We start from the raw sequence: 15,127 nt of genomic DNA on the forward strand, positions 1-15,127 counted from the left end.
CCTCTTGCCTCTTGCCTTTTCCCACTGTTAAACGTTAACTGTTTTAATGGTTTGTAATAATTGGTTGGTTGTATAAGGTTTACACAGGAAAGCTTTAGCACCTATATCATAAGCTGCGTTAACTTTATCATTGGGAGCTAGTCCGCTAACAGCGATAATTTTGACATTGGGGTTAATTTTTTTGAGGGTACGGATGCTGGTTAGTCCATCCATTGAGGGCATGACTATATCAGTTAAGACTAGGGCTATTTCATGGCGATGTTCGACATAGAGGGCGATCGCTTCAATGCCATCACGGGCGGTAATTACTTGATAGTTATAGCTTTCTAATACTAATTTAGTAATATCACAAAGAGCAGATTCATCATCTACAACTAAGATCATTTCACCATTACCTTGAGGCAAAGATATTTCTTGTTCTTCTATGATTGCGGTTGTATCTTGTGCGGGTAGATAAACTTTAAATTGACTACCTTTTTTTTCTTCGCTATAAACGTTGATAAAACCACCATGACTTTTGAGAATTCCCAATACTGTGGAAAGACCTAATCCAGTACCTTGACCGAAGTCTTTAGTAGTAAAAAAGGGTTCAAATATCCGGTCTATGATATTTGGTTTAATCCCAGTTCCTGTATCAGTGACAGTAATAATCACATAAGGTTTGGCTTCAGCCTCAATGTGCATTTGGGCATAACTATCATCAACTAATAGATTTTCAGCCGTGATTTTCAAAGTACCACCGTTGGGCATAGCATCACGGGCATTAACACATAAATTCATTAACACCTGATGTAATTGAGTAGCATCACCAGATACAGTCCAAAGATTTTGGGGCATTTGAGTGATAACTTCAATGTTTTTAGGAAATGTTTCTTTAATAATTTGCTGAATTTCAATTAATAAGTGTTTTAATTGTAAAAGGGTGCGATCGCCATCTATGCCTCTAGCAAAAGATAATACCTGTTTAACTAAATTTGCACCTCGTTTAGCATTGCCAATTAATATAGGTATGAGTCGTCGAGAACGTTCATCTTCGATTTGAGTTTCCAAAATTTGTGCTGTCATCAAAATTGGTGCGAGGACATTATTTAAATCGTGAGCAATTCCACTGGCTAAAGTGCCTATACTCTCTAATCTTTGGGCGCGTAAAAATTGCTGTTCTAGTTGCTTTTTTTGGGTAATATCAGTGTTGACAACTAAAATAGATTGGGGCTTGTTTCCGAATGCAGGAACTAAAGTCCAACGACTCTCAACAATGATTTCTTGACCACATTTGGTAATTTGTTCTAATTCTCCTTCCCAAGAACCATTTTTAATGAGAATTTTGAATGCTGCTGACAATTGATATAATTTTTGTTCTGGACAGAGATTCCGAATTTTTTTTGTTAAGGCTTCTTCTTTATTCCAACCATACAGACGTTCTGCGGCTTTGTTCCAAAATACAATTTGATCATCTAAATCACCAACAAAAATTGCATCGGTAGCGACATCGAGTAAAGCGGCTTGTTGGCGGATTTTTTGTTCTGTTTGTTTGCGCTCAATGGCATAGCGAATTGAACGTTCTAATAAAGGTGCAGTTAATTGATTTTTGTCTAGATAATCTACTGCTCCAATTTTCATAGCTTCAATGTCTATTTCTCGATCCCCTTGTCCAGTAAGTAGAATAAAGGGATAATTACAACCATTTTCAACGGCTTCCCGTAACAGTTCTAAACCATTATTTGCCCCTAATCTGTAATCTACTAAATAGATATCATGTTGGTGTCGAGCGATGACTGCTCTAGCTAATTCATAACTGTGTACCCATTCTAATTCACAGCCAGTTACCTGAAATTCCCTGAACCAATCACGAGTTAAAATATAATCATCTTCATCATCATCAATTAATAAAACTTTAATTGGTCTATCATTCATGATTGCCTCTCACAGCTTATAAGGGCAGTTCTACTATTTCTAACCAATATTTTCCTATAGTTTTCATCACTTCAACCAAGGATGTAAAGTTTCCTGGTTTGATAATAAATGAATTTGCTCCCAAATTGTATGTATTATATATATCTTCTTCTGCGTTTGACCCTGTGAAAACTATCACGGGAATCCGCCGGAGTTGCGGGTGATTTTTAATTTCTTTTAGTACCTCAAGACCGTGTTTTTTCGGCATATTTAAATCTAGTAAAATTAAGGATGGGCGGGGTGCTTTATTCGCATCAGCATACAAACCACAATGAGATAAATAATCCATCAATTCCTCGCCATCTCTGACGATGTGTAGTGCGATGGGCAATCGACTTTCTACCAAAGCATCATGAACTAATAGGCTATCATCATCATCGTCATCAGCCATTAAGATGGTGACAGTTGGTTGCCGATCCTTCACTCTCAATTTTCTCCTTTTTACTAGTTTATGAGTATTAATTAAGGATTTACTGATGTAAGTGCCATCAATTACTAACTACATTTTTACAATTAACCTCATTTTAGGGTGGCGTAGTAATCCCTCTCTGGGAAGAAAAATTAGAAATGAGAATTAATTGGTAATGTAATTGGTAATGTAATTATAAATTTTGCTCCTTGTCCTGGCTGACTTTGTGCTGTAATATTACCATGATGGCGTTCGATAATTTTTCGACAGATAGCTAAACCGATGCCCGTACCTTCGTATTCACTGCGACTATGTAGCCTTTGAAAAACATGGAAAATACGGTCTAGATATTTTTCTGCAAAACCAATGCCATTATCTTCAATAATGATTTGATAACCGGGATTACTCACGGATAAATCATCAAGATGATTGTTTAAAACTTGACTATATATTTTGATAATAGGTGGTTGATTTTGATGATGAAACTTGAGGGCATTACCGATGAGATTTTGCAGTAATTGACGCATTTGTAGAGGATCTGCGGTAATAATAGGTAATTCTCCTACCTCAATTTTTCCTCCAGTTTGCTGGATACGTACTTCTAAATCAGATAATACTTCTTGGGCAATTTGGGCTAAATTTACTGTTACAAAAGGTTTTCCTCTAGTTGTTATCCGTGAAAGTGTCAATAAACCTTCAATTAAGGTTTGCATTCTCAAGGTAGCATTTTGCATCCGTTGTAAATAATCAAGTCCTTGTTCACTTAAAGAATCTCCACAAGTGATTTGCAGACGCTCACCAAATGTTTTAATTTTACGTAGTGGTTCTTGTAAATCGTGGGAAGCTATAAAGGCAAATTGTTGCAGTTCTTCATTAGAACGAGTGAGTTCTTGCCGCTGTTTGGTTTCTTGTTCTAAAATTAGACTTTGTGCTAAAGCAATGCCAATTTGATCTGCCAGTTGTCGCAATAGTCCAATTTCCCAATTAGTCCATTGACGGGGATGTAAGCATTGATGAGCTATTAGCAGTCCCCAAAGTTGATTTTGGCGAAAAATGGGGACGACGAGGTTAGCTTTAACAGCGAATTGTTGGAGAAATTCAATATGACAAGCTTGAATTTGTGCTTTTTCGATGTCGCTAACAGCACTAATTCGCCCTTGACTGTATTTCTGGATGTATTCTTCATTAAAGCAATGGTTAGTAATTTTCTGTCCCAAGATAATGGGTAAACCCGGAATGACCGCTTCTTTCACTGCTAGAAAAGAACCATTACTATGTAGCTGTAAAATTAAGACCCGATCTGCTTGTAGTAGCTTTTGTACTTCTGTAACGCTGGTTTGGAGAATTTCCTCAATTTGTAAAGATTGACGAATTTTCAGGGTAATATTAGCGAATAATTGCGATCGCAGGTTTTGCCGTTGTAATTCAGCTTCTGCCCGTTTGCGCTCAGTCATATCCATCATCACTCCAATCATCCGCACTGGCTTATTTGTCGGGTCATGAACAACATAAGCTCGATCAAAAATATATGCGTAATTACCATCGCTACGCAAAAAGCGGTATTCACTAGACCAAAATTGTTGTCCACTATCAATAACAGAACGTATATCAGCAGTAATACGTTGTCTATCATCTGGATGTATTCGTTCACGCCACCAAGCCGCATCTAAATTAATTTGTTCTGCTGTATAACCAAATAGGGACTGTACTGATTGATTCCACCACACTTGATTGGTGAGCAAATCCCAATCTCTAAATACATCATTAGTAGCCAAAGCAACTATTTGAAAACGTTCTTCACTCTGACGTAGTGCCATCTTGATTTGTGTTTCCCACTGATGTGTTTGCTCATTTGGTGCTGGTAATTCCTGAGTCATTAGTAATTAGTATTACTGTTACTGATTTTTTTATGTATCTAGAGTTTTTAACAGTTCTTGTAATGTGAAAGGTTTAGGCAGAAAAATTATATTTCCAGCTTTATTTTCAATATTTAAATGTTCACTAGTCACAAGTCCGCTAATCGCAATAATTCTGAGGTGTGGATTTATATTTTGCAATCTACCAATAGTAGTAAATCCATCAAGATTTGGCATCATCATATCAACGATTACTGTTTTAATTTTATCTTGATTTTTTTTATATGAGTCTAAAGCTTGTTCTCCATCACTAGCAGTAATTACCTGATAGTTATGATTTTCTAATGAAGTTTTGGCAATCTTCTGCATAGAAACTTCATCATCTACCAATAAAATCCAGTCTCCATTACCATTAGGCATTTCTGTTTCTGGTAATGACTCAAGCATTTCTGTATATACGGCTGGTAAATATAGATGAAATTCTGTACCTTTACCTAATGAACTAGATACAGTTAAGAAACCACCATGACCTTTAATAATACCGATAACGGTTGATAAACCAAGTCCCGTACCTTTACCAAATTCTTTAGTTGTAAAAAAAGGTTCAAAGATTCTATTTAATATGCTACTTTCAATTCCTGCACCTGTATCAATCACTTTGATAATAATATAAGAACCAACTTGTGCGTCTAGGTGCATTTTTACAAAAGTTTCATCAATCCAAATATTCTCCGCAGTGATTGTCAAAGTGCCGCCATTAGGCATAGCATCACGAGCATTTAGAAACAAATTCATTAGCACTTGATCCAGTCGAGTAATATCACCATAAACTGGGTATAAATCTTCCTGAATTTCAGCACAAAACTTAATTGATTTGGGAAATGTTTGCACAACAATTTGCTGCATTTCTGAGATCAAATACTTGATTTGAATTACTGTATATTCGCCTGAAATTCCCCTGGTAAAAGATAGAACTTGCTTAACTAAATTAGCTCCCCGTTTGGCATTGGTTTCTACTATTGATAGTATTTCCTCAATTTGCGGGTTATGATTTTGACTTTTTAAAAAATGTGCTGACATCAAAATTGGTGACAAGACATTATTTAAATCATGGGCAATGCCACTAGCCAAAGTACCAATACTCTCCATCCGTTGAGCGCGTAAAAATTGCTGTTCTAACTGTTTTTTCTGAGTAATATCAGTTTCCACAATCAGGATAGATTTAGCTTGATTGTACTCATTATTGACTAAATTCCAGCAACTTTCAACAATAATTTCTGTACCAGATTTTGTATATTTATTTAATTCTCCTTGCCATAGGCCTTTTTTCAACACAGTCTGATAAATTTCCTGTGCTTGATATCGAGGTTCATTAACCCCAATTGCACCAGTATTTTTGTTGATAACTTCTTCAGCTTGCCAGCCATAAAGTTTTTCGGCACTTTTGTTCCAAAATAAAATTTTGTGTTCTAAATCCTGAACTATAATAGCATCTGTGACAATATCGAGTAATGCAGCTTGTTCGTGGATTTTTTGTTCTACTTGTTTACGGTTTGTGATGTCTTCAAAAATATATAAACGTCCTAAATATTGATCATCTGTATCCAGAACTTGGGTAGAAAAACGCCGGATAGTTCGCCCATTGTTGCAGCAAATTTCATCTTCAATAATACATCTGTTATTTTCATCTTGTAGCGGTTGGCATGATGCAGCAAAAGCAGGAATATCTAAAATCAATTTTAAACAATCAGGAATAATATCTTGATTTTTTAATTCCCGGTTTTCCATGCGCTCTTTGAGATGTTCAATTTCCCAAATTTCACAAAAGCGATTATTAAAATAAAGAATATGATCTGTGCGATTATCAACAACATAAAATCCTAGTGGGGAAACACTATTCATAGAGCGCAAAAGTGCTTCTTGCCAACGTAATTCATTTTCTGCCTGTTTGCGTTCAGTAATATCTTCTACTATATAAGCGAATTGTTGACGACTAGGATAATTTTTGGGAATTGCTGAAACTGTAGCTGATAAACAAGTTTGTCCTTGGGGTGTTTCATGAATATATTCAAATCTCACAGGTGCTTGGGTAAGTTCAGCTTGACGATAATAATTGATCCAGTGGTTTAAATTCGTGATACTTACGCCCATTTCTTGTGCGAGACGATTTTGCATTGCTTGTGGGGTTAATCCTAAAAATTTTGCAGTTTTGGGATTATCAGAAATATGTAAAATGTCGTTATCAACTAACTCTACTATTCCCATCATCATGGGCGCACTTTCAAAGAAACTGTGTAAGGTTGATTCACTTTGAGTGAGTGCTTTTTGTGCTTGTTTATATTCTGAGTTTATGCGGGAAATTTCTTGTAAAGAGCGGCGAATTTCTAATTGTTTCACAATAAGACGAGCAATAGATTGGAGTCCGGCTAACTGTTGAGAACTTATTTGTCTTGCTACTTGATCCGCTATACATAAAGTCCCAATAATCTGTTCTCCTGAGACGACTAAAGGCACGCCAACATAAAATCTAATGTATGGTTCGGAAATAACTACATTTACTTTGGCAAAGCGTGGATCTGCCAAGGTGTCAGGGATAATTAAGACATCACCTTCCTGAAGGCAAGCGTGACAAAAACCACCATCTAATGGCATTTCCTGACAATCTAATCCTACTTTAGCTTTGAACCATTGACGGTTGGCATCGATGAGACTGATTAACGCAATTGGGGTATTACAAAGGAGTGCGGCTAATGAGGCTAAATCATCAAAAGCTTGCTCTGGTTCAGTATCAATAATTTCATATTGATGGAGAGCTTCAAGTCTTGCTACTTCATTTTTAGACACGGGGAATATCATCAAATTTTTCCTATTATTTTATATTGATTGAGAACGTATCCTAGTGTAAATTTCAATATGCCTAACAGTAAATACGTAGTTTAACATAGGTATCACTCTCGTTTTATGGCATTTCTCAAATGTGCTGTGTAATGTAAATCACGATTCTCTCTGTGAATTTACGTTAATATTATGAATTTAAATACTGTATGGCAGTTAATAAAGTTTTGTATAAGCGAGAATATGTTGATATCTTAATTAAGTATTCTATGGACTGACTGAGAACTTAGTTGTCAGTAACCCAGCCCTAAAGGGACTGGGCTTGCAAGATTCAGAGGGAACAGGGAACGGGCAACAGGGAAAGAAAAAACTCATGTTTAAAAACATGAGATTGCAAATTTTGACACTGTTTTTTTCGTGCTACGCATCTTGTAAAAACATCCTTTTTTTGACTGAGCTTTAAACTCAGAACTAAAGTTTTTTATTTTTTACCTGTTCCCTGTTCCCTGTTCCCTGTTCCCTTCTTTTGTAATCAAGCAAGCCGTACTGACCAGACCACTCTGAGCATAGTCGAAGGGTAGCCGTTATTTGAGTCACGACACCTTGGAATGCGTAGCTAGTTCCCCGCTCTGTCATTTGCAATTAAACAGTTTTAAGGTCACTGAAACAGTGTTGCAAGTCTAAAAAGCTCTTATAACAGGTCGTTCGCGTAGCGTGCCGTAGGCATCAGCTAACATTACCCCGAAAGGGAGGCTCTTTTGAGCAACACATTATGCGTACAGAGTTAGAAAATTTGAATCGGTAATTGTCCCGTTGAAAGTACATCACAAAAGTACCCCGAATTTTCCGACTCCAAGGCGGTAATGAAAAAATATTCAAGGCGGTTAAAACCGCTTGAGTCGCTTCCCTCTCAGGTCTGAAGACACGCTCGTTTCCCACTTACCGCGAGATCTTATGAAAACTCCACTGATTTTGATTCCTAAACCCAAAGCTGAAGATAGTTTTGGCATTACTTTGGCTCCATTGTCTCTTGAGGAAATATATACCAAAGTTGATGATCCAGCTAATGGTGCAGTAGTAGTGATGAGTGGAATGGTTCGTAATCAAACAGATGGTAAAGCTGTGGTAGCTTTAGAATATCAAGCTTATGAGCCGATGGGTTTACAAGTATTTTACCAAATTGCGGCTAGTATTCGCAGAAAATGGTCTGATGTGAATCGAGTAGCAATATATCACCGGATTGGGCGGTTAAAAATTGGGGAAATCAGTGTGTTAGTTGCTGTGGGGTGTCCTCATCGTGGTGAGGCTTTTGCCGCTTGTCAGTATGCAATTGATACTCTTAAACATAATGCACCAATTTGGAAAAAGGAACATTGGCAAGATGGTTCTAGTTCTTGGGTAAGTATTGGTGCTTGTGAACAAGAATGTTGATGCCGTAAACTGTCATTGATTTACAGTATTTCGGTTTGTAACTATTTTGTGCAACCGCAAGGAATATGCCTTTAGACTAATTGTCGATATCAACATCATTCAGATGGGAATAAAGGCAAATGTGTTTAGTAAATATCTTTTGTCATGAGTTTGTTGTTGCTGTTTCCTTTGTAGCTTGCATTGCTGGTCTATGGTTACTGCGGGAGAACAAGAAACAAAAAGATGAAGCACAAGCAACAGAGGAAATACTGTTGAGAATGAGCTTTGCTTACTGGCTGGTTTATTGTATCGCTTTTGGAATTGAGAAAATGGTTTTACCACACTGGGAAGGTTTAACTATGATGTTAAGAATTACTATAGCTTTGTCATATTTGTTAACTTTTTCTTGTATTCTCAGTTTGCCATTACATAAATTTGCTGTGCATGAAGTTGAGGAATAGTTATCAACTATCAAAAAAGGAGCTACAAACGCTCCTCCCTTGATTAATTGTCATATTCATGCAATTTTCATAGCGATCGCGATCGCTGTTTCCAGCTGTTCCTGTGCCAAAGTCGTGAGGATAAAAACCTCTTGCACCGTCTTACCCTGCCTAGCAATAACTTTATAACCCCCGCGAATGGGTACAGATACACGTAGCTGCATTTTTGGACAATGACCTTTCGCTCTGCCAATTACCGCTGGTGTAACGGTGTGAACGCCGTGATGCTGACATAACCGTTCTAAAATAGGAATTAGACCAGAAATGTGGGTAGAGTGATTCCAGACTAGTCTACCATCAGTAGGTTTGCTCATGGTGATTAAGCTGCTTCCAGGGGAGCCATTGTCAACCCCGCACGACGCAACTGTTGGTGATATAATTCCGCTGCTTCCTGGGGACCAACCCAGACGATCGCTTGTCCTTCATAATGTACTTGGTTAGTGAGATCCCAGGCGCGATCGCCCGACATTCCCGGAATATATTTCATTAAACACTCAGCCACGTGCTGAAAAGTATTGAAATCATCATTTAACACAATCACCTTATAATTAGGATAAGGTTTGCGAGTAACTTGATTGGTTTTCTCAGGTGTTACGGTTGGTGCTGAAGCCATCCCGTAAACAGCTGCAAGTCTTGCCACCATAAATGAATAAACTAAGTTTTACAAAACAACACTTCAAATAACCAGTTTAATTCATAAGTTTTTCATCAGCATTAATCTGTCAACTAATAGCTATTAATTATCAGCTTTTAATTAACCGTTACTAGTACAACACGGCGTAAATAAACCAACCATTCTCAATCGCTAAAAAGCTTACGACCTATTATTTTTGACTTTTGAATGCATGACTTTTGACTTCCGCGAAGCGGTACTAGCCCTTTCCCAATTCTTGAGAACGATGAGTAGCAGCTTTCACGGCTCTAATTAAAGCAGAGCGAAATCCCGCCTTTTCTAACTCACTGACTCCGGCTATAGTTGTTCCTCCAGGACTAGTAACTCTATCTTTGAGTTCTGCGGGATGGATTTTTGTTTCTTCTATAAGTTTAGCCGTTCCCAATACGGTATGTAAAGCTAATTGTTTAGCCACTGCTCTGGGTAAACCTGATGCCACTCCTCCATCAGATAAAGCTTCTATCATCAAAGCCACATAAGCAGGTCCGCTACCAGATAAGCCTGTCACCGCATCCATTAAAGATTCTGGAACTTCGACAACTTCCCCAACCGCTGAAAAAATCTGTTGTGCTGTTTGCTGATGACTAGGGTTAGTATAAGCACCCAAACAAATTGCCGTCATTCCTGCGCCCACTGTAGCGGGGGTATTAGGCATAGCGCGAACAACAGGCGTTTGGGGAAATGCAGCTTCTAGCTGTTTTAAAGGCACACCTGCCAAAATAGAAATAATTAGAGGTGGATTTTGTGTAGGTAAAATATCGGCAAATTCTTGAGCGATCGCACTGAATATTTGGGGCTTAACAGCCAACATCACCGCTGCTTGAGCCTGAGCTAACACCAAACAATTATCCGTGGTTACAGATACCCCATATTGCTGCTGTAAGAAAGCCCCGCGAGCCGCTTGGGGTTCACTAACTATCACTTCTGAACCTTGATAAATTCCCTGTGCAGTAAGGCGGGATAAGAGAGCTTCTCCCATTACCCCGCCACCAATCAAACCAAATTTAATAGTCATTTAGTTAATAGTCATTAGTTAATAGTCATTAGTCATTTATCATAAGCATGAAGACAAAGGACAAATGACTAATTTAACTTGATTATTGTGCCACGCGGTTGACTTCAGTTCCCCAAGTTGGAGTTGTACCTGTGGGACGAACGGGACGTGCTGGTGGTTGGGGTACTTCATGTAAAAAACCGCCTTGAGTGCTAACCTGCACACAGCTGGGTGTAAACAAAAAGATACTTTCACCAATGCGCTCTTGATGTCCATCTAGAGCATAAGTACCACCGGCAACAAAATCTACTGCCCGTTGAGCCTGATCTGGGTCCATAATCGTCAAATTCAATACTACGGACTTGCGCTCACGTAATGCTTGAATTGCCTGGGGCATTTCTTCAAAAGTGCGGGGTTCAAGAACTAAAACTTCAGAAATTCCGTTAATTGCGCCTGGCATACCAATCACATTACTCATAGGCTTTGATCCAGCTGCTACTTCATCTCCCATTGTAGGGGAGGGTTCACGCCAACGTCGATTAGGTGCAGGAGTTTCCTGGGGAGCAGGTTGAGGATTATTCTCTTGCTGATACAGATTTTGGTAGCCATCAGTATCTGCTTCTTCTTCGTAATACTCGTATTCTACCTGCTCATTCAAACCCACAAAATCCCTAAGTTTGGAAAATATATTGTTCATTATCTACGCTCCCAGTGGAAATTACCTTAATTGATCCGGCTGTAAATTTTGGTAGCCAGTATAGTAGCTGCGGCCTTGAGCAATAAAATTGCTTTTTGTATCCTATAGTACAGGTTTTCTTAAGAAAAGAACTGTTCTAAAAAGGACTATACCTTATCTGGAACATTTAATGAGTTAAAATTATATCCCAAGGTAGAAGCAATTGAAAGTTATTTTTACTTCATTTTGTCTTAGTAATTACATTTGTCAAGAGCTTGACAACGAGACATGGAGATGAACCAAAGGAAATTAACTTTTTTCTAGAGGTCATTTGGGTAATTGGGATATTAACCAAAGGTAATGGGAAGGTTAATATCCCAATTACCTATGACCAATTACTAATGACAATCTCAAGCTCGTTGCCCAAATAAGATAGTTCCTAATCTTACCATTGTTGCACCTGCTGAGACTGCCAACTGATAATCCCCGGACATACCCATTGATAAATGCTGCATTTTGAGGCGATGCCAATTTTGGGATGCAATTTCTTGAGCTAGTTGGTAAGTACGATGAAAAAGATGCAAAATTTCCTCATCATCCAAGCCACGAGGCGGAATAGTCATCAAACCTTGAATTTGCAAATTTTTACATTGGTCAAGTGCCGCTAAGTCAGTTAATAATTCTGGTATCATCCAACCAGATTTGTGAGGATCGGGGAGGATTTTAACTTGTAGGCAAATCTGGGGACTCACTCCCATCTGTGGCGCTAAGGTATCTAAACGCTGGGCTATGTGTAGATTATCTACGGAGTGAATCCAATTAAATAATTCCAGAGCTTTTTTAGCTTTGTTACTTTGTAGATGGCCAATAAAGTGCCAAGTGATACCTGGCAAATCTTGCATCTGAGTTTGTTTACTGGTAGCTTCTTGGATGCGATTTTCAGCAAAATCACGAATACCTGCGCTGTATGCTTCCCGCATCAGTTCAGTTGGTACTTGCTTGCTAACAGCAATTAACCGCACGGAAGGAGGAAGTGAGGCGCGAATGTTAGCAATACGTTCACTAATCGAATTAGTCATTGGAATGTGCGTTGGAAAACACTCTGAAGCTGATCGTACTCTGGGGACTTGCCACTGCGACGCAAAGTACGTAAACGATTTTCCAGCATCATTCTGGCTTCAGTCCGGCCGATAGACTGAAATTTAATACCTTTAACGTCATTTGTTACTAAAAAAAATAAGCGTTGGGCATAAAGTGTAGTAAACAGATCCTGGTTATCATCAACCATACAGATCCTATATAGTAAACCCCACGTTGGATGATTGATGTAAGTTTCTGAGTAGTCTGGAGTCATTTAATAGTCAAGGTTTAAAGTATATATTCTTTATTTCGCAGTCCAACACGACTATTCCGACGATAATAAATATTCTTTGCCATAATTTTGCATTGTCTACAAAATTATGGATCAGCTATCAGTTATCACCGTTCACTGTTAATTGCCTTCTGCCTCCGATGAAGTTCCTCAGAGTAAAAACTAGCTTTTGGACTTCTCGTTGCACGGGCTTATTTACATCCTGCCATAATTCTTGTTGTATGGCGCAAATGTAGTCAATTTCACTATCTTAGAGCTTGCGTTACTGAGTGCAGTCAAGAAGCTACGCGAACAGAACAAAATTCAGGAACTATACAGACAAAGCCCACCTTTCTTGCGGAACGCTTTGCGTTAGCAATAGGTGGGCTTAATTAGCTACATCTCTAGTTACGTCATGCCAACTATCATCAGGAAATGATATGAACATTTCTCCAGATAGTGCTTTTCAATTCACTAATTATGAATTGGTATTACTACCTATATTTGCTTTGAGAGAAGCAAAATGTTGTCCACCTAGTTCAATTTGTTCAGCGACACAGCCATTTTTTAATCTATCAATGAGATAGTCCATATCACGAGCAATAAAATTTGTACCATGATCTGGTTCTATCAAACTAACTAAGTTAATATTTTGGGTTTGTTGATTAGTTAAGCTAGAAAGTCCTAAAAAATTAAACACGCCTGATTCATAAGTTCCACAGGGTACGGAAGGATTATCAACACCAACGTAATATTCATTTTCTTGAAACCAATCATAAGCAGGATAGCCGTGAAAATGAACAATTGGCGCACCATTTTCAATTAATTCTGGTGTATATAAAGCAGCGGATAGACTAATTGCCAACATGACATAGATATCATAAGATGGTTTAATATCTGATTTATGTGCATGATTTTCTCTTGGCAATTGTAGATGTAAATTATTTTTTAGCCCGATCCGAATGATATCTTGCTCAATGTTTAAGTCTGTTTTATTAGAGCCTGAACGAGAGCTAAGTAACCAAATATCTGGAATTTGTTTAAATACATACTCTCCAGCAATGATGATTTTAATATAACGTCTACCTATTTGATTTTGGCGAATTTCATGACTACTAAATCCAGCCACAGGTACTAAGTCTTCCCATTCATTAGCAGTGATTTCTGGTTGGCCTAGATAACAAGGTGGTTCTGCATAAGCAACAAAACCATAAGAAACTCCGGTTCTACCATTAACGATGACATTGACGATATCTCTATGGGATTTTCTTTTAATAACCTCAGCTAGTTTAAAGCCTGGTGGAAATAAACCAGTTGAGGCTAGTTCTCGACCTAATTTAACCAATTTATGAGCATATTTAGATAGAGAAGGATTATATTCTTCTATTTTAAATCTACTCATTAATAGGGGAGCGATGGGAACGAAAAGTTTGGGAATCAGTGATTTAGAAATAAAATCATCAATTTCTGTTTTATCAAAAATAGAATCCGATAGATTCATATTGAGAATAGAAATTTGATCATTAGATACACCAATAACTATTTCGGAAAAGGTTTTAATGAGTGTATTAATGCCAATACTAATTTTTTCCTGATATTTGGTTAATGGATTTACAAATTCATTATCTAGTTCATTGAGAATAATAACTTGAGTATTTAGGGGATTCTCAACATATTTAGCTACATGATCTTCAGCCCAACTACTTAATTTTGCAATTTGAAAAACCGACATTTGTTGTTTTTTTAGCCAAAGAAAAGATAATATATAAAAACTTTCAGCTATGTATATTCCTAATTTTCTTAACCATGAATTTTGTCTTTCTACATCTATTACTGCGTTAATTTCTGCTCTAACTCCCTTCATTTTGAAGGAATGATTCCCATTGAAGAAAGGGATTTTAATACCATAAAATAATTCTGTTGTTGCTTCTTGCCACGGGATAACATTAACACCAAAGTTTTTTAATTTAATGGCTAATTCTTGGCGGAATTTAATAATAGTTTGATTATGATAACCATCAGGTAAAGGTCTAAATGTAATACAGAGATTTTGAGCCATCATTTTCGGGTTAATAACTGGTGGCTGATATTCTGTAGGTGATTCACCAATAAAACCACCAATTAATCTACCGATAGTTTGCAGACTTATACCCTGACTTAGTAGTTCAGATGGACATTTTTTGGCAATATTCATTTCTTGTAATAAGGACAAAATATCTCCCTTATAGCTTGATATTTCTGCCTGTATTTCTGGTGTAATTACACCTTTAGGGGAACGAATATTTAGTTTGTTATTGTCAACCCAGAATTCTACACCTTGTTGAGTGAGTTTCGCTAGAATTTCGGATGCGTTCATGACTAAATCTCCCAGTGTTTAACGAAATATACAGAATAGAAAAAAGAAGACACTTCGCTGAATGATGTTTTTATTCGTGGCGAAGTGTCAGTCTTAGAGGAGGAAAAACTTGAA

General features: G+C 37.6%; 13 protein-coding genes. 2 read left to right on the top strand and 11 right to left on the bottom strand.

The features are described 5' to 3' along the window. Positions 1 to 27 precede the first annotated feature (27 nt). From VB694_RS05380 to VB694_RS05395, 4 genes are all read right to left on the bottom strand, one after another. Entirely contained in the window at positions 28 to 1,914 is a 1,887-nt protein-coding gene (locus tag VB694_RS05380) for a response regulator (RefSeq protein ID WP_323359282.1), read from the bottom strand. A 16-nt stretch (positions 1,915 to 1,930) separates the two neighbouring features. Next, complete coding sequence (locus tag VB694_RS05385) at positions 1,931 to 2,377, bottom strand: response regulator (RefSeq protein ID WP_323359283.1); 447 nt, start codon at positions 2,375 to 2,377, stop codon at positions 1,931 to 1,933. Between the two features lie 137 nt (positions 2,378 to 2,514). After that, positions 2,515 to 4,185: an ATP-binding protein gene (locus VB694_RS05390; RefSeq protein WP_416233467.1), complete on the bottom strand. Its 1,671-nt coding sequence runs from the start codon at positions 4,183 to 4,185 to the stop codon at positions 2,515 to 2,517. Positions 4,186 to 4,269: 84 nt separating this feature from the next. Further along, positions 4,270 to 7,074, bottom strand: a complete 2,805-nt coding sequence (locus VB694_RS05395) for a PAS domain S-box protein (RefSeq protein ID WP_323359284.1) — start codon at positions 7,072 to 7,074, stop codon at positions 4,270 to 4,272. Between the two features lie 933 nt (positions 7,075 to 8,007). On the opposite strand from VB694_RS05395, the gene VB694_RS05400 reads away from it, so the two are divergent. Both VB694_RS05400 and VB694_RS05405 read left to right on the top strand, forming a co-directional pair. Next, on the top strand, positions 8,008 to 8,484 hold the full coding sequence (locus VB694_RS05400) for a molybdenum cofactor biosynthesis protein MoaE (RefSeq protein WP_323359285.1): 477 nt from the start codon (positions 8,008 to 8,010) through the stop codon (positions 8,482 to 8,484). Positions 8,485 to 8,603: 119 nt separating this feature from the next. Further along, on the top strand, positions 8,604 to 8,924 hold the full coding sequence (locus VB694_RS05405; RefSeq protein ID WP_323359286.1) for a hypothetical protein: 321 nt from the start codon (positions 8,604 to 8,606) through the stop codon (positions 8,922 to 8,924). A gap of 56 nt (positions 8,925 to 8,980) precedes the next feature. Here VB694_RS05405 and VB694_RS05410 read toward each other — a convergent pair whose 3' ends face one another. The 7 genes from VB694_RS05410 to VB694_RS05440 form a co-directional block, all read right to left on the bottom strand. After that, the gene (locus tag VB694_RS05410; protein ID WP_323359287.1) at positions 8,981 to 9,277 is read right to left on the bottom strand and encodes a DUF2103 domain-containing protein; all 297 of its coding nucleotides are present in this window, start codon (positions 9,275 to 9,277) and stop codon (positions 8,981 to 8,983) included. A 5-nt stretch (positions 9,278 to 9,282) separates the two neighbouring features. Next, positions 9,283 to 9,606, bottom strand: coding sequence for an ATP-dependent Clp protease adapter ClpS (clpS, locus tag VB694_RS05415; RefSeq protein ID WP_323359288.1), 324 nt, complete (start codon positions 9,604 to 9,606; stop codon positions 9,283 to 9,285). A gap of 229 nt (positions 9,607 to 9,835) precedes the next feature. Further along, positions 9,836 to 10,651, bottom strand: coding sequence for a pyrroline-5-carboxylate reductase (gene proC / locus VB694_RS05420; RefSeq protein ID WP_323359289.1), 816 nt, complete (start codon positions 10,649 to 10,651; stop codon positions 9,836 to 9,838). An 82-nt stretch (positions 10,652 to 10,733) separates the two neighbouring features. After that, positions 10,734 to 11,327 (bottom strand): cell division protein SepF, encoded by a 594-nt coding sequence (locus VB694_RS05425; protein WP_323359290.1) that lies wholly within the window; start codon positions 11,325 to 11,327, stop codon positions 10,734 to 10,736. A 389-nt stretch (positions 11,328 to 11,716) separates the two neighbouring features. Further along, positions 11,717 to 12,385 (bottom strand): YggS family pyridoxal phosphate-dependent enzyme, encoded by a 669-nt coding sequence (locus VB694_RS05430; RefSeq protein WP_323359291.1) that lies wholly within the window; start codon positions 12,383 to 12,385, stop codon positions 11,717 to 11,719. Then, entirely contained in the window at positions 12,382 to 12,660 is a 279-nt protein-coding gene (gene pipX, locus VB694_RS05435) for a transcriptional coactivator PipX (protein ID WP_323359292.1), read from the bottom strand. The genes VB694_RS05430 and pipX overlap by 4 nt, the downstream gene beginning before the upstream one ends. Before the next feature lie 475 nt (positions 12,661 to 13,135). Beyond that, entirely contained in the window at positions 13,136 to 15,013 is a 1,878-nt protein-coding gene (locus VB694_RS05440; RefSeq protein ID WP_323359293.1) for a hypothetical protein, read from the bottom strand. Positions 15,014 to 15,127 lie beyond the last annotated feature (114 nt).

It is taken from the genome of Anabaena sp. UHCC 0451 (assembly GCF_034931405.1).
Taxonomy (GTDB): Bacteria; Cyanobacteriota; Cyanobacteriia; order Cyanobacteriales; family Nostocaceae; genus RDYJ01.